This is a genomic window from Azospirillum cavernae (assembly GCF_003590795.1).
Lineage (GTDB): Bacteria > Pseudomonadota > Alphaproteobacteria > Azospirillales > Azospirillaceae > Azospirillum > Azospirillum cavernae.
This window is the reverse complement of sequence record NZ_QYUL01000001.1, coordinates 2,214,883-2,228,824: the sequence shown is the minus strand read 5'-3', so window position 1 is coordinate 2,228,824 and position 13,942 is coordinate 2,214,883. Positions and strand designations below refer to the sequence as shown.

General features: G+C 67.1%; 23 protein-coding genes. All 23 read right to left on the bottom strand.

All coding sequences use genetic code 11. From position 1 onward, the window contains the following. Positions 1-8 precede the first annotated feature (8 nt). The 23 genes from D3877_RS30195 to D3877_RS10240 all read right to left on the bottom strand — a co-directional run bounded on the left by D3877_RS30195 (position 9) and on the right by D3877_RS10240 (position 13,939). Positions 9-764 carry a hypothetical protein gene (locus D3877_RS30195; protein ID WP_199720738.1) on the bottom strand — a complete coding sequence of 252 codons (756 nt, stop codon included), beginning with the start codon at positions 762-764 and terminating at the stop codon, positions 9-11. Next, entirely contained in the window at positions 761-1,897 is a 1,137-nt protein-coding gene (locus D3877_RS10340) for a phage protease (RefSeq protein ID WP_158599851.1), read from the bottom strand. The genes D3877_RS30195 and D3877_RS10340 overlap by 4 nt, the downstream gene beginning before the upstream one ends. Before the next feature lie 307 nt (positions 1,898-2,204). Continuing rightward, positions 2,205-3,428: a phage head morphogenesis protein gene (locus D3877_RS10335; RefSeq protein WP_119830500.1), complete on the bottom strand. Its 1,224-nt coding sequence runs from the start codon at positions 3,426-3,428 to the stop codon at positions 2,205-2,207. Next, positions 3,421-4,146 (bottom strand): Mom family adenine methylcarbamoylation protein, encoded by a 726-nt coding sequence (locus D3877_RS10330; RefSeq protein WP_199720737.1) that lies wholly within the window; start codon positions 4,144-4,146, stop codon positions 3,421-3,423. The genes D3877_RS10335 and D3877_RS10330 overlap by 8 nt, the downstream gene beginning before the upstream one ends. Then, positions 4,112-4,306: a zinc finger domain-containing protein gene (locus D3877_RS31030; protein ID WP_119830499.1), complete on the bottom strand. Its 195-nt coding sequence runs from the start codon at positions 4,304-4,306 to the stop codon at positions 4,112-4,114. Before D3877_RS31030 ends, D3877_RS10330 begins: the two co-directional genes overlap by 35 nt. A 137-nt stretch (positions 4,307-4,443) precedes the next feature. Further along, positions 4,444-6,009 (bottom strand): DUF935 domain-containing protein, encoded by a 1,566-nt coding sequence (locus D3877_RS10320; RefSeq protein WP_119830498.1) that lies wholly within the window; start codon positions 6,007-6,009, stop codon positions 4,444-4,446. After that, complete coding sequence (locus D3877_RS10315; protein ID WP_119830497.1) at positions 6,009-7,385, bottom strand: terminase large subunit domain-containing protein; 1,377 nt, start codon at positions 7,383-7,385, stop codon at positions 6,009-6,011. The genes D3877_RS10320 and D3877_RS10315 overlap by 1 nt, the downstream gene beginning before the upstream one ends. Then, entirely contained in the window at positions 7,382-7,939 is a 558-nt protein-coding gene (locus D3877_RS10310) for a phage protein Gp27 family protein (protein WP_119830496.1), read from the bottom strand. Before D3877_RS10310 ends, D3877_RS10315 begins: the two co-directional genes overlap by 4 nt. 5 nt (positions 7,940-7,944) lie before the next feature. Continuing rightward, positions 7,945-8,253: a VpaChn25_0724 family phage protein gene (locus D3877_RS10305; protein WP_119830495.1), complete on the bottom strand. Its 309-nt coding sequence runs from the start codon at positions 8,251-8,253 to the stop codon at positions 7,945-7,947. Continuing rightward, the gene (locus tag D3877_RS10300; RefSeq protein ID WP_119830494.1) at positions 8,250-8,672 is read right to left on the bottom strand and encodes a DUF2730 family protein; all 423 of its coding nucleotides are present in this window, start codon (positions 8,670-8,672) and stop codon (positions 8,250-8,252) included. The genes D3877_RS10305 and D3877_RS10300 overlap by 4 nt, the downstream gene beginning before the upstream one ends. Beyond that, a complete protein-coding gene (locus D3877_RS10295) occupies positions 8,672-8,881 on the bottom strand; it encodes a TraR/DksA C4-type zinc finger protein (protein WP_199720736.1) in 210 nt (69 codons plus the stop codon). Before D3877_RS10295 ends, D3877_RS10300 begins: the two co-directional genes overlap by 1 nt. Continuing rightward, positions 8,874-9,494 carry a hypothetical protein gene (locus tag D3877_RS10290; RefSeq protein ID WP_147395148.1) on the bottom strand — a complete coding sequence of 207 codons (621 nt, stop codon included), beginning with the start codon at positions 9,492-9,494 and terminating at the stop codon, positions 8,874-8,876. The genes D3877_RS10295 and D3877_RS10290 overlap by 8 nt, the downstream gene beginning before the upstream one ends. Positions 9,495-9,508: 14 nt before the next feature. After that, positions 9,509-10,099 carry a glycoside hydrolase family 108 protein gene (locus tag D3877_RS10285; RefSeq protein WP_119830491.1) on the bottom strand — a complete coding sequence of 197 codons (591 nt, stop codon included), beginning with the start codon at positions 10,097-10,099 and terminating at the stop codon, positions 9,509-9,511. 52 nt (positions 10,100-10,151) lie between these two features. Continuing rightward, complete coding sequence (locus tag D3877_RS10280; RefSeq protein ID WP_119830490.1) at positions 10,152-10,688, bottom strand: hypothetical protein; 537 nt, start codon at positions 10,686-10,688, stop codon at positions 10,152-10,154. Then, positions 10,685-11,170 carry a regulatory protein GemA gene (locus tag D3877_RS10275; protein WP_158599849.1) on the bottom strand — a complete coding sequence of 162 codons (486 nt, stop codon included), beginning with the start codon at positions 11,168-11,170 and terminating at the stop codon, positions 10,685-10,687. Before D3877_RS10275 ends, D3877_RS10280 begins: the two co-directional genes overlap by 4 nt. Beyond that, the gene (locus tag D3877_RS10270) at positions 11,167-11,436 is read right to left on the bottom strand and encodes a hypothetical protein (RefSeq protein WP_119830488.1); all 270 of its coding nucleotides are present in this window, start codon (positions 11,434-11,436) and stop codon (positions 11,167-11,169) included. The genes D3877_RS10275 and D3877_RS10270 overlap by 4 nt, the downstream gene beginning before the upstream one ends. Beyond that, a complete protein-coding gene (locus tag D3877_RS10265; protein WP_119830487.1) occupies positions 11,436-11,705 on the bottom strand; it encodes a hypothetical protein in 270 nt (89 codons plus the stop codon). Before D3877_RS10265 ends, D3877_RS10270 begins: the two co-directional genes overlap by 1 nt. Then, positions 11,702-11,938: a hypothetical protein gene (locus D3877_RS10260; RefSeq protein ID WP_119830486.1), complete on the bottom strand. Its 237-nt coding sequence runs from the start codon at positions 11,936-11,938 to the stop codon at positions 11,702-11,704. The genes D3877_RS10265 and D3877_RS10260 overlap by 4 nt, the downstream gene beginning before the upstream one ends. Then, complete coding sequence (locus tag D3877_RS10255) at positions 11,935-12,579, bottom strand: hypothetical protein (protein WP_119830485.1); 645 nt, start codon at positions 12,577-12,579, stop codon at positions 11,935-11,937. Before D3877_RS10255 ends, D3877_RS10260 begins: the two co-directional genes overlap by 4 nt. Continuing rightward, positions 12,576-12,809, bottom strand: coding sequence for a hypothetical protein (locus D3877_RS10250; protein ID WP_119830484.1), 234 nt, complete (start codon positions 12,807-12,809; stop codon positions 12,576-12,578). The genes D3877_RS10255 and D3877_RS10250 overlap by 4 nt, the downstream gene beginning before the upstream one ends. 4 nt (positions 12,810-12,813) lie before the next feature. Beyond that, positions 12,814-12,972, bottom strand: a complete 159-nt coding sequence (locus D3877_RS29800; RefSeq protein ID WP_158599847.1) for a hypothetical protein — start codon at positions 12,970-12,972, stop codon at positions 12,814-12,816. After that, positions 12,969-13,358 (bottom strand): hypothetical protein, encoded by a 390-nt coding sequence (locus D3877_RS10245; protein ID WP_119830483.1) that lies wholly within the window; start codon positions 13,356-13,358, stop codon positions 12,969-12,971. The genes D3877_RS29800 and D3877_RS10245 overlap by 4 nt, the downstream gene beginning before the upstream one ends. Continuing rightward, positions 13,358-13,939: a hypothetical protein gene (locus D3877_RS10240; protein ID WP_119830482.1), complete on the bottom strand. Its 582-nt coding sequence runs from the start codon at positions 13,937-13,939 to the stop codon at positions 13,358-13,360. Before D3877_RS10240 ends, D3877_RS10245 begins: the two co-directional genes overlap by 1 nt. Positions 13,940-13,942 lie beyond the last annotated feature (3 nt).

Here is a 13,942-nt window from a genome sequence, read left to right as displayed (position 1 = left end):
CTCTCCGGTCAAACGATGTCGATCAGCGCGGACGCGCCGACGTTGGCCGAATTGGCGCCGCCCACCGTCAGGGCGATGACGTCGCCCACAGACACGGCGTTGGCGGCGGTGGGCAGGGCGGCGTCAACGTCACCGGCGGCGGACCCGGCCTGCGTGATCGTGAGGACGCCGCCCGTCACGGCGACGCCGCCGATGGACGCCGTCACCGTGGCGTCGCCGGTGGCGAGCGCGCCCGCCAGAACCGAGCGGATCGCCACGATGGTTCCGGCGACCGGGGCCACGATCCGATAGACGCCCGCGCCGGTGAGGCTGGCGATGACCAGCGGGAGGACATAGCGCTGCGGGCGCGGAACCGCCGGGCCGCTGCGCACCCACACCCCATCGCCATCCACATCGACCACCACACCGGCGGGGCTGCGGCTGGCCGACGGCGTCCGTCCGACCGTTTGGTTGTCCACGATCCAGGCGTGCCGACCGAGATCCGCCAAGGTCACGGCGTCGCCGCTGGACGCGTTGTTCCAGCGGAAAATGCCGGGACACACGTCGATCCGTTCATCGCCAGCGGCTCCGGCGCTGTTGTCGATGGTCTGCTCCGCCCGGCCCAGCGCCGTCAGCCCGGCGATGGCCGTGCCGTTCACGGCGTAGCCGGAGGCGTTGGCGCAGACCAGCGCGCCCGCCTGGATTTTGGTCGCGGCGGCGAGCGCGACCGACAGGAGCGCGCCCGAACGCGCCAACGTCCCGCGCGGGGCGGTCAAGGCCGTCATGACGCCCACCCCATCTCTTCCATGACCTTGGCCGCCTTGGCCGGGTCCACGCCCATCATGGCCAGGACGGATTTCTGCCCGTCATCCAGCGCGCCCGTCACGGAACCGCCGGACGGCTGGCCGGAAACGCCGCCCCCCGCCGTCTTGCCCGGTGGCACCACCACCGGCAAAGCCGCCGCGAAGGCGGTCCAGCCCGACGGGTCGGCGCGGTACACCTTGAGGAAATGCTCACGGGTGGCGGGCGCGACCTTACCCTCCGTCACCGCCTTATCGACGGCGGCGGTCGCTTCCCGCTCCAGCGTCTGGCCTTGCAACTCGGCCAGGGTGGCGGCGGCGGCGGTGTAGGTCGCCATCGGCACCCACGCCTTGGGGTCGGGATCGGCGGAGACGGCGGCGGCGATGGCCGTGGGTTCGGCGCCGACGGACAGCCCGGCGGCGGTGGCGATGCGGTCGAAATCGGCGCGGGCGGCGGCGGAAGCGGCGGTCAGGGCGTGAACACGGCTGATCGCCGCGTTCACGTCCGTCCCGACCGGCATTCCCAGCGCGGCGCACAGCGCCGCAAGGGTGGGGTCCATCACAGGCTCCTGGTGTGGGGTTGCGGCAGCAAGGGCGGGAAGGTTGAAATTCGGGTGGTTCGTCAGGCCCGCGCGAAGAATGCGGACCACTGTGCCGTCGGCGGCGTGATTGAAGGTCGGGCTGACGTAGCGGTATTCTCCGCGCTTCATCTTGACGGCGGCGGCCTTCGTCCATTCGACCCGCGCGTAAATCCCGTCGGCGCGCACATCGAGATCCTTGATCCACCCGGCGGCGGGGGCGTTGCCAAGCCCACGGCTGGCGGACAAATCGAAGGCGTGGTCGTAGTCGATCAACGGATCGGTCGGCCCAGCGTAGGCCTTGGACGCCGCGACGATGGCGGCGGCCTGCGTTTGGTTTCCGAAATTGTAAGGCCCCCGGCCATCCCGGCCACACACCACGCCAAGCGGCGCCAGCTTGATCCAACCCGACGTCGCCGACGCGAGTTCGGGCAGGCTCGACACCAGGACGGAAAAGGCGACGACGTCGGCGGCCCCCGAACTGGAGGCCATCGACAGACGGAGCGCCGGATGCGGCTGGATGGGGCGGGGGGAATTCATGGACGCATCATGCGTCCAGGGAACCGCCGCCATAATGGTGGTGGATGCGGCGGTCGGGCGCCCCTGAAACGGGCCGGAAAGGCGTTAAAAAACGCGTTAAAGGATTTTTCCGGCACGCGGGTAGCCCAAGCGCCCAAGATCGTGCTTGGCGGCCTTTCCAGAAGGCCCGCTGATCTTGCCGACGGGCCGCTCCGGCGCTACAGTGGGTTTGGGCGGTCGAAACACGGTGAAACTCCCAGCCGTAGCCGACAGGGCGCGTGGAAGAGGCCGGTATCCATTTCCGGGGGGAGCCTTCCCGACCGCCCAATCACATCACCATACCCTCCGGGCCGGGATCGACGGCGGCCCAACCGCGCAATTCGATGCGGGCAAGCTCCGCCGCGTCAATGACGTGGAAGGATTGCAGGAAAGCCTCGCGTCCAAACCGCGCCGTCTTGATGATCGTCTTGTAAATTTTGCCGTTGTGCTCGCCCGTCAGCGCCCAGTGCCGAGGTTTGTTGGCGGGGAGCGGCGTCTTGTCCGACCGCAAGACGGCGGCCAGCCCTTGATAGTCGGCGGCCCCAATGTCTTTGTGGTTGCGCGCCTGCTTGTCGGCGCTGTCGCGGGACAACCGCACCACCCGCACCTTCAGCGCCATGGCGTCAGCGGCGAGGCCGGGCGCCAGGACGCCAACCGGCCAATCACCCAGCCGGTTGGCGCCTTCACGCAAGAAGTCGACGAAGGCCACGCTTTTCATCCCGTCGCCGACGACGCCCGCCGCCAAGGGCGGATCGGTTGCGTCGAGCTTTTCGATCAGCCGCACGCGCGCGGCCTGATCGGCTGCAAGCCCGACATTGTGACCGAAGCCCGGATCAATCCCGTCGGGCAGTTGGACGGTGGCCCCCGTGCGCGGGTTGGTCCAGGGCTGGTTTTTCAGATCGGGCGCCCGCGCGGACGGCTCAAGCCCCAATCGGGTCAGATCATCGTCGGAGAGCTGCTGCACCGAGCAGCGGCAGAACCAACCGCAGGGCGGGTAGTGGGTGCGCCACCACGGATCATCCACCCGCAACACCGTGCCGTGCCATGCCCGGTGTTGCGGGCGTTCGCGGCCATCCAGGACGCAGACATAGCGCAGCCAGGGGCGGCTGTCCTTGCGGGACTGGATGCGCTCCCAGCGCCCGGCGGAGTAGGCGGTGCGCAGGTTGGTGTCATAGATGGTGGCCAGCCGCCGCGCGCTGCCGAGCTGGACCAGCTTTTCTTGCCCGTCCAAGGGATCGACGCGAACCTGCGCGCCCCACCAGCCAAGCTTTTGCAGGGTGGGCGTCAGATCGGCGGCGAAGCGCTCCTTGGTTTGACCCTCGGCCATGGCGGCGTCGGTGGCGGTTCGGATGGCCTCCAGCACATCCAACTCCATCGCCTTGGCCACCGTGAAATAGGTTGCGTGCAGACCACCAAAGATGTCCCGATGATCGAACGAGCCTTCCGTGATTTTGTCGCGGAAAAAACGAAGGGCTTGGTCGGGCGGCAGCGACAGGGGCGAAACTTTAGCCATGAGGAGCCCCCAAACCCGGCTTTGGGTAAGCGGCGGTTTTCCGCAGCAGCCGCTTCCGCGCGGATTGTTTCAGAAACAGCACGTAACGGAATTGCCGAAACCGATGCTTGGTCGCGCGGTGCAGATTTTCCCGCAGCCGCGCGCCTCGCGTCCCCATCTTTTTGTGGGCTGTCAAAAGCATCTCGTGAAACCATTCACCGTCCAATTGATAGAAGTCGGTGAAGTGGAAGCCGCAATAGACAAAGTTGCAGGCTTGATAAACCACGCCCCAACACCCGCACCGCTCATCGGCAAAAGACTGGATCCATTGCACGGCAGGAAAGCGGGCTTTGATGTATTTGGTCGCGTAGCTGATCGCCATGCTCTCCCCGTTGCGGGGGACGACGTCGCTCAACCACATCCGGTTGAGTTCCAGATAGTCGCGGTTTCCGGTTCCGGCCACCACGCTCTTGCCCGACGCCGGGTTCATGGCGTAGCCAAATTGCAGCGCGCCAACCAGCTCGCCGCGCAGAAACACGCCAAGGTGAATGTAGCTGTTCTGGACGATGCGCCCGGAATAGTGGTGGCGGATGATGATCTCCGCCGCCACTGCCCGTGGAATTTCAGCGATGCGGAATTCGGCATCGCCAAAACCGACGACGCGACCCGCCTCGTCATGACTGTAACCACGCGCGCCAACCGCGCTAAGGCGGGGATGCTCCCCGTCGATCCTGCCCATGAGTGTCCTGTGCCGAGTCGGACGCTCTTGGGCGCTCTGATGGGGGGTTCTTGACCCTCACATGGTTGATCGTGCCGCAACGCGAGCACTTGATTTCGAGCATTTCTGCGGTTCCCCGCGCCAAAAGTTTGGCGCAGGAGCCGCAACGGATTTCCTCCATACGTGTGACTGCCTATGGTGTCCGTCCACCAGCGCTGGTGAGGCGGGACGATTTCGGTCGTGCGAGGCTCCACCTCGCGGCTGGGGTGCTTCAACACCCTGGCCCCCGCCAGCCCATCGGCGGGGAATTCACAAACATCACGGCGCATCGCCACCCTCCGCGCGCCCGGCCAACCAAGCGCCGATGCCAGCCCGGCTCAGTGCCTCCTCAATCCCGGAACTGTCCATCGCCCCCAACAGGCGGGCCACCATCTCGGGAGCCGTCAGGCGCGCCTGGACGTCCTCCAGGCTTTTCGCCTCGCTCAACAGGGCGCGGATCGGATCGACGATGGCGGCCATGTTCCAGCCTTCAGCGGCGAGCTGTTCGGCGATGGCCGCGTCAAGATCGAAGGACGGAACCGCGTCCGCCTGGACCGATTGCGTGGCGGGCGTTGGGACGCTCTGCGGCGGGGGTGGAGCCGACGGGGGCGTCAGCAATTCCTCATCCGGGGCCGGGTCGGGAATGCCGATCCGGTCTCGGATGGTGGACATGCCGACCTTCAGGCCCAACGGCACCAGCTTGACCACGCGCTCGACCAGCGCGCCGATGTCCTCTTCGTCCGGGCGGCCAATGCGGATCTTGGGATAACGGTCGCGCGGCCCAAGATTGACCGACACCAGCACCGGAACGAAATCACGGTTCAAGGTGGCGGCAAGCTGGCGGCCATCGGCCCGTTCGATGTCCCCTTGCACCTGGCGATGCTCTTTGCCGACGGCGTGGCCGCCCGAGATCGCGTCGGTGGTGGTGGTTTGCCCCAGGACGGCCTTGGACACTTGCCGATCCAACCAGTCGGCGAGCTTCTCCCACAATTCCACGCTGCCGGTGGACGCCTGCTGAAATTCGATCTGCATGCTTTCCGGGATGATGGCGGCGGCGTCGCTGCCCAGATCGCGGACGGCGGCGAGCAGCACGTCCTTGTCGCGCTCGCTGGCCCCGAGGCCATATTTCCCCAGCCGCAAGGGGTGGCCATAGACCTCGGCGAACACCACCCAATCCTTGATGGTGAAGGTCTTGAACAGATAGGCCCAGGCGGAAACCCGCGCTAGGCCACCCCGGATCGGCACGCCGCTCTTCGTTTTGGGTCTGTGGATGATGAAGCGGTTGGGTTGGAGATCCTCGCCGTTGGCGCTGCCGTCCACCAGACGCAGGGTGCGCCCATCAACGCGGTCATATTGGAACCAACGTGGGTCGCGATACTCAAAGCCGACCACTCGCCAGCCATCGGCGGCGGTGGTGTCCCAAATCATCTCGACGACGCTGTACCCTTTGCCCAGACCGTCCAGAAGGTCGAACAGCATCTCCTCGATGTCGAAGGCGGCGATGGCGTCGCGCACCAGAGCGGCGGCTTTTTGATCGTCGGCGGCGTCCGACGCGGCCTCGACCGTCACCTCAAGCTGCGCCACCGACAGCTTGCGGGTGGACAGGACGCCCCGATAATGCAAGTCCCGCTCCTCCATATCCTCGGCCAATTCCAGATAGGCGGTGGCGTCGCCATGCTCGGACGCCCGCAACAGCCGCGCCAGCCGATCCGGCGTCAAGCCGCCCGCCGGATGGTCTGACAGGATCGACCGCAGGCCGACGACGGTTGGCGTGGCCTGGGGCGTCGCAAGCGCCGCCCGCCGCATGGGCTGGCCGTTGACGTCCAGGAAGGATTTCGGCGGCATCAATAGCTTCCCCGGCCAAAACGGCAGCGCTGGTGATGGAACGGCGACCCGTCATCGTCGTCATGACGCGGGCGGCGAAAGCGGTCAGCGGGCGTGGGCGCGCCGTAGGCTGGTTGATAGTCGTATTCCATCGGCGCGGTGTCCCTGGCGGCGATCCCAAGAAAGGCGGCCCACGTCCGGTCAGCGTGACCGTCGCCGTCGCGATCCGCCACCAAGCGCGGCGCGCCGGTGGCCCCGACCGTCTTCTTGAGCTTGTGCAGATCGGCGCGCAGCTCCGGGCGACCGGCGGGGATGCGGACCTTGCGATCCTCGAACGCCTGTTTGGCCGAGGTGGCGATGTCGAGGCGGCGCGACCCGGTGAGCAGCACGCCCTCCACCGCATGCGTTCCCCACCGGCGCTGGGTGTCTTCGACCGGCTTTTCGCCCATGCCGGTCTGGTCCATCGCCAAGCGGACGGGGCGATAGCGGCGCATCACGTCGTCAATGATGGCGTCCTGTTCGGAAAAGGTGATGCGGCGGCGCTCGATGATTTCCCGAGTCCACAAGACGTCGCCAACCAGCTCCCACGCCCACACAACGAACAGATCGTTGCGGCGCGCGATGTCGTTGCCAACATAGACGGGACCGCCGCGATACAGCTCCGGACGCCCCGCGTCGGGATCCTCGACGGCGGCGATCTCCTCATAGCTCAGCCAACTGGACGCTTCGTCCAGCCATTGCAACTCGAACTCCTGCGCCCAGGCGTCGGGATCCCCAATGGCCTCGCGCAGCTCGTCAATGTCGCGCGGCAGACCGTCAGCGACCGCCTGATAAATATCGACATGGTGGCGCGACCAGCCGTCGTCGGCCCCTGTGACAAGATCATAGAATTTGTTGCCCTTGCCGTTCGGCGTCGAGACGACGCGCAGTTTCCAGCCGTTGGAAATGACCGGAAACAGCGCCTTCCAGATCGCGCGGCTGTCGGCGTGGAAGGCGAACTCATCCAGAAACACATTGGCCGAAAAGCCGCGCGCGGTGTCGGGGTTGGCGGGCAAGGCGGTGATGCGGCTGCCGCCCTCCAAAGTCACCTCCAACGCCTTGTAACTGGCGCTGCCCCCCACCCAATCATACTCCATCGCGTCCAAGCTCATCTGGTAGGCTTGGGCGTGGCGCTTGATTCCTTCGTCCATCGCCTCTTTGGCCTGCCGCTCGCCGCGCGACAGGATGACCCAACGCTCGCGCCGCCCCTCCGCCGCAGCGGCAAAGCAGTCGTCCACCACCTCCAGCGTCGTTGTGAAGGTCTTGCCGCATTGGCGCGCGAACATGCCGACCTTGAAGCGCGCCTTATCCTGAAGCCAGCGCTTCTGATAGGTGTAGAGAGGGACGGCGGCGCTCATGAGAAAATCCCGTAGACTTCCTGCCGAACGCGCACCAGCGCCTCCTTCAGATCGACGGGCTTTCCGCCGCCTTTGGACGCGTCCGCCTCTGCGGCCTTCAGCGCGGCGTCGACCTTGGCGCGCAGCTCATCGCGCCATTTGATTTCCCGGTCCAAATCGACCTTGGACGCGGAGGCCAGATTGCGCAGCACTTCCGAATAGGCTTTGGCGTCCTTCGCCTCAATGGCGATCTCGCCGCCTTCACCGCGCGCCGCAAACAGCAGCCGTTGGGTCAAGGCTTGCAGGATTTCGACGTTGGCGCGCGCGGTGCTTGACGCCGACCCTTCGTCGATCCGGGTGCCGATGGCCTCGGCGATCTCGCGCGCCCGTCGGATGTCGGCGATGACCTCATCCAACTCCTTAATCTCGCGCCCCAGCGTCGAGCGCGGAACGGAGACGTCAAGCTCTTGCAGCTTGGCGCGGATTTGGTCGATGGTCGCCCCTTGCCCGCGCAGCTTGCCCACCAGCGCGCGGATGTCGGTCGGCCATTTGTCGGCGGCGGAAAGGCGTGCCATGGCGATCAGACGAGCGACGGGCGTTTGACGCCGTCAACGGTCTCATGACCCTCGGCGACGTTCAGACCGCGTTCCGTGATGCTGGCCACCATGACGGTGTCCTTGACCATCTCCACCGCCACCAGACGGCGCGCCTTCAACCAGTCGATGTCGGCGCGCACCACGTCGCGGGTCAAGCCGCGCCGATGACCGAGCTGTTGCAGCCCGGCTTCAAGAACGCTGTCGTTCGCCGTCCCGCCCGCTTCGGTCAACAGCCGCAGGATGACAAGACGCCGGTCTTCGGCCAAATGGGCCAGAAAATTGGTGTTGCTCATGCTTTCACCTTCCGCAGGAATTCATCCATCACCTGGACCTGCCGATCCGTGCGCTCAAACAAAGCCACGACGCCGTTGGCCCGTTCCTCGAACACGGCGAGCTTCCCCTCGACGCGGGTCAATTGCAGGGTGAGCGTCGCGACGGCTTCCGCCGTCGGCAGATGCTCGATGGCGCTTTCAAGCCGATCAACCCGACCAAGCAAAGCGTTGACCGCTTCGCGCATCGCGTCCTCGCGCTCGTGCCGCGCCTTCCGCTCCATGTCGAGCGCTTCCCCGCGCGCCTTGCCTTCACCGGCCAGATCATCCTTGCTGGCGAAGCGCGCCCGCACCGACCAGCCCACCCAGGCGTGAACCAACGGGGATCCCACCGCGACCGCCAGCGCCACAAATGGCCACCATTCCTTCAACCAATCGGGCATCACCGGCGTCCTTCATGTTCGGCCTGACAATCCACGCAACGGGTGGCGGCCCGGTAGGCGGCCCGGCGGGCGGGTGGGATGGGCGCGTCGCAATCGACGCAACAGTCAGCGCCCGCCCCGGACAGCACGTCGCGGATGTGGGCGACTGCGCCGGAGAGGCTGACCTCGGATTGGTCGGCCTCTCCGGCGCGGTCGGCGTCGTCAGCCACCCGCCTGCGCCCCGGCGGATAAGGGGGCCGGGCCGTCCTGGAACGCCACCGATCCATTCCGAAGGCTGACGGACCCGAACAGCGTCGGTGCGCTCGCCTGGATGCGCGCCTCAACCATGCCGGTCAGCGCTTCAGGTGTGAGGCCGAAATGGGCCAGGGCGCCCGGCACGCGGTCCACCGCGTAATTGACCGCGTGGGCCACGACGGCGTTGTGAACGTCGATCTCCGACGCGGCGCGACCGACCAGACGCTCCGCGCTGCTTTGCGCGTACTGGACAGCGCGCTCCAGCGCTTGGTCCAGATAGGCGCGGGTGTGGTCGTCCAGCTCCAGCTTGGTCTTTTGCGCCAGATAGCCGATCAACGCGCTGGTGACGGCGCGACCGACCCACAGCGCGGCGGCGCCGAGAGCGGCGATGACGCCGCTGGCAAGGGCGGACAAATCGACCGCCGTGTTGACGCCCGCCGCGTCGGCCAGAGCCGGAAGCGGCGCCAGCGCGACGAGCAGGGCGGCGAACAAACGGCGGCCAGCGTGGCGCGGCGACAGGATCCCGGCGGTCAGCAGACCGACAGCCAGGGCGACCGACGCGAGGATGGTGATGGACAAGGGGGGCAATGGTGCGTCTCCGGTCACAGGGGTTGCGCGTAGGCGCGGTTGAGCCAGCCGTTCTCGAACTTGGCGAGAACCGGGCGGGCGGCGATGAGGGCGCGGTAATGGCCCGCCGCTTCGGATTTGAAGGCGGGCATCAGGCTGCGGGGATCGGCGGCGTTGATGGCCGCAAGGGATTTCGGTCCAAGCTGGCCATCGTCCGCGACCGGGAACCACGCCGCGCGCAAGGCGCGCTGAAGGCAGCGGTGGGCGGCGGCGGCGCCCATGTTCACGGCAAGGTCGAAGGTTTTGGCGGCGATGGCCGGATCCGTGATCCGGGCGTAGCCCAGCGCGTCCCACCAATGCAGGCGGTACAGCCGGATGGCGTGGTCGCGCGGCAGGACGCGGACGTCTTCGGCGTCAACCGCGCCGTCGCCGTTCACGTCGCCGTCGGGGCGTCCGTCATGGTCAAGGTCGAGCAGACCGGCCTTGCGCAGCCAAGCCAACGACACGCCCCAGCGCGTCGGGCCGCCGCTGTCGGCGGGATCGTCGGAAAATCCACCCTCATGCCCCAGCACAAAGGCGATGGCGGCGGGGAAGGCGTCGGAGAGCGTCGGGGGCGTGGTTGTCATGGGGCGAGTGTCGCCCGCCGCCGCCTCGCTCGTAATGGTGGTGGATGCGGCGTCAGCCGGGCAGCTTCACGCCCGCCCAAAGGAACAGAGGCGATGGGCCAGGGGGCGGAACCGGCGGCGGGGCCGACGGCGCTTCGCCCGGCTTCATGCGGCTGAAGCGGCGGGGCGCTTCGTCCAGGATCGCCCGCACCGCCCTCTTTTCGACCGGGCCGGGCGGGTACTCGGCGGCGGGCGCAAGGCGCTGGACGTGGCCGCGATCCATGTCGAGCAACATGGCGATCTGCGCCGTCGAGTAGCCCGCCGTCCGCAGAACCCGCGCGCGATAGGCGCGCAGGACCGGGCGGGCGTTGGGGATCGACAGACTTTCATGGCCGTAGGCTTGGGCGATCAGCCTTGCCGACTGCCAACCGACCGCGCGCACCAGCGGGTGCGCCTTGGTCAAGGTTGCGCGTGCGGGGATGTAGAAGCGACGCCCGCGCGCGGCGAGACACAGATCGACAGCGGCCTGCAAGCCCGCGATCTCGGCTATGTCGCGCAGGATGCCGGGCAGGATGTGGGGCGTCAGGCCAGGCGGGACGTCGTTGGTCATAACGCGGGAACCTCCGGCGGGCTGGCGGTGGTGACGCGGGCGCGCCAGCTCTTCAGCGCTTCGATCACAGCGGCGGCGCTGGACGGAAACAGCCGACCGACATCCTGGCGGGTCTGCCGCTTGATGAAGGCGGACAGCGCCGCCTCCGACCGATCCTTGACGGCGCCAAGCTCGGCCAGTTCCAACCACAGCGCCCGGATCATCGCCATTTGCGCCGTGTCGGCGTAACGAGCGGGAGCCTTCGCGCCGGGCGCTTTGCGCGGCGCGCCTGCTTGGTGCAGGGCCTCGACCACGGTGCACAACTGACCTTCGGACATGGCGCGGGTGGACGTGACGCCGTTGGCGTTGACCGCCAAGAAGGCGCGCCACGTGTCTTCGTCCGACAGGGCCGGAACCATCCGGCGCAGGGTCTGGACCTTGGCGACAAGCGGCTTGAGGGCGTCAGGGGCTTGGGGCTTTTTGACGGTTCTTGCGGCGGTCATGACGGCTCCTTGTCGGCGGTTCCGCCGGATGGTTTGACGGTGGCCGGGTCGCCCTTGCATTTGGGGCAGACGCGGCCTTTCAGTTCGACGGTGACGCTGCGGGCGGGCAGCCACTCCGTTTCGTGGCCGCACAGGTCGCAACACAGCGTCACGACGCCATAGCGGCCAGCGACACCGGCGCTTCCCGCGTCGCTCACATGCAGCGTGCGCGGATTTGACTTGGCTGGACGGCGCGGCTTGCGGAACAGGTGGAGTTGCTTGGCCATCAGCGCCGCCTCCGCTCGACCGCGTCGTTGAAGCGCGCGGCCATGTCGAGACCAGACACGCCAGCGTCGCGGCACAGCTCCACCGCCAAGTCGATCATCTCGCACGGATCCGTGTCGAGCCGCAGGGGTTGCGGGCGGTTGCTCGCGCTGGTGACGACGCCCGTCAGCACGCCGACCAGCTCGGCCCGGAAGGCTCCCACCGCCGCGTCGCCCCGGCGCAAGCGGCGCAGGGCGGCTCCTGCGGCAATCGCCAGCTTGGCGGCGCTCATCGCTGACCCTCCGGTTGGGCGGCTTGCCGCAGAATGTCGGCCAGCGACGGCAAGCCCCGGCCCATCGGGCGCTCGGGCAGGCGCGCGGGCAGCCCGCGCGTCGGGCGGAGCGTCCGAACGGAAAGGCCGTCGATCAGGAAGGCGACCTGTCCGTCGTAGCCGGGCAACCCGGCCACCAGCAACACAGGAACCGCCCCATCGTCGTACAGGTCGATGGACAGGGTGATGGTCACGGCGCTTCTCCAATCTCATGAAGAACGGCGAGAGCATCACCGCGCCCCTTGGCGGTCAGCGCATAGGGGACGCCTTCGCACATGCCGATGGCCGGGGTGAACATGGCGGCAAGGCCACGGCGCAGAAGCCCCTTCAACGCCGGTCTTGACTTGTCGAAAAACCACGTCACATCGCCGCGATCCGCATCCTTCAGCATCTCCACCAGAAGAGCTTCCTCGGAAACCGTCAGACCAGAGACTGCGCGGCCTGTCCTTTTCCCCGCCACTTTCGGTTTCCTTGGTTTCCTTCCCTTCCAATCAGCCAGCCGGGCGCGATAGTTGCGGACCTTGACAAAGGCGCTCCAAGCCGCGACTTCGGGTTTGAGGTGGTCGCGAATGCTATCCAGGTCCGCCTGTATCTTGGCAAGGTCGTCGCTGTGGGCGGCGTAGATTTGACGCTCGTAGACCAGGGCCAGCGCCAAAGCTTCGACCGTCGCGCCCTTGGCGATCTCACGGGCGAGTGCGTGCAGCAGCGCGTGACCTTGCTGACGGCGAGACGATGCCGCCTCCAAGAGGAACAAGCTGGCCTGGACACAGCGGTCGCCGACCTGGATCGCATTCATGGCCTCGTAGATCAGATCGCGGGGCAGCGGGGCTGTCATGGCATCAGCCCTTCCATGGCACGGGTGAGACGGTCATCGACCGGCCACGCATCGACCTCCCAAACAGAGCCGCAGCACGGGCATTGATCGACGTCCTTGATAGGGCCGCCGCAAGCGACGGACACCGCGCCCAAGGTCAAAGCAGCCTGCGCCAACGCGCGGTTGGTCGGATCGGCCTTGGCCGCCGCCTCCACGGCGGCGATCTGGGCATGAATGGGGTACAGGGTCATGGCGTCAGACCTCCTTTTCCGCGCAAGCCCGCAGGGCCGCCGCCAACCGCTGACAGAATTCGATCAGCACTCGTTCGTTGTGGGACAGCAGCGACTTTTGCGGGTCGGGCAGTTCGTCGGCCTCGGCAAGCAAAGCCGGGATGTCGGGATGAGGGTTGCTCATGCGGACCCCTCCGGGGGCTGACCGAACCTTGCGTCAGCAGAGGTTGAGTTCGGTGCGGGCTTCCCCGCCGCCACAGCCTCACGAGCGGTGGCATCAATCGAAGCGGCCTGCGCCAACATGCAGGCCGCACCGGCGATGAACTCCGAACGGGCCGACTGGATTTGATGAGCGGTGTCCAGCGACCGATTGAACGCGCGGAACAGCCCTTCCTGTGCGGTTTCGGTGCGCCGGGCCAGCCCCGCGCGGTCGATGTTGTGGTATTCGGATGCCAGAATGACGCCGACGTCGGCCAGCAGCTTTTCCAGCGCCGCCCAAGCGGCGTCACTCAGCCGAAGTCCTGTGGATTGCTGGATCTCGACGACGATGGAAGGTTTGGGCTTCGCCATCAGACGGCGCTCCTCTTTTGGGCGGCGACAATGGCCTTGGCCACGTCGGCGACGCTGTTGTTGCTGGCGATGACCAGAGACACGCCCCAGCGCAGCCGGATGCCGGTTTCCAAGGCGTCCATTTGTGGGGCGACCAGGACGGCGCTGACGAGCATCCGGGGCGTGACTGCAAGGATGGCTGCCGCTGCGGTTCGGCCCACCAGTTCACCAATGGTCTGGCGCAACCAACGCGTCACCTCGCTTTCCAGCGACGGCGAGGCGCTCCGTTCGGCCTCGCTGGCGTCGAGCGCGGCGACCAGGGCGATGGCCGCAGCCGCCAGCCGGATCGCGTACCGGCGAGCCGCCGGACTGGGCGGCTGAGTGAAAAGCAGCGACCGCAGGTCATCGACCTCCTGTTCGGCGTCGGCCAGCAAAGTGAAGGCCGCAGCGGCGACCGGCGCTCGGATGGAAAGCGCGGCGCTTGCCACTTCCGACAGGCGAGCGGCGAGCGCGTGACCCGCAGGGCCGTTCAGCGCCTCGGGGTACTGAACCAGCTCGACCTGGATCGTCAGGCCGTCAGTTACGGCTTCGGTGTGATCCATGGC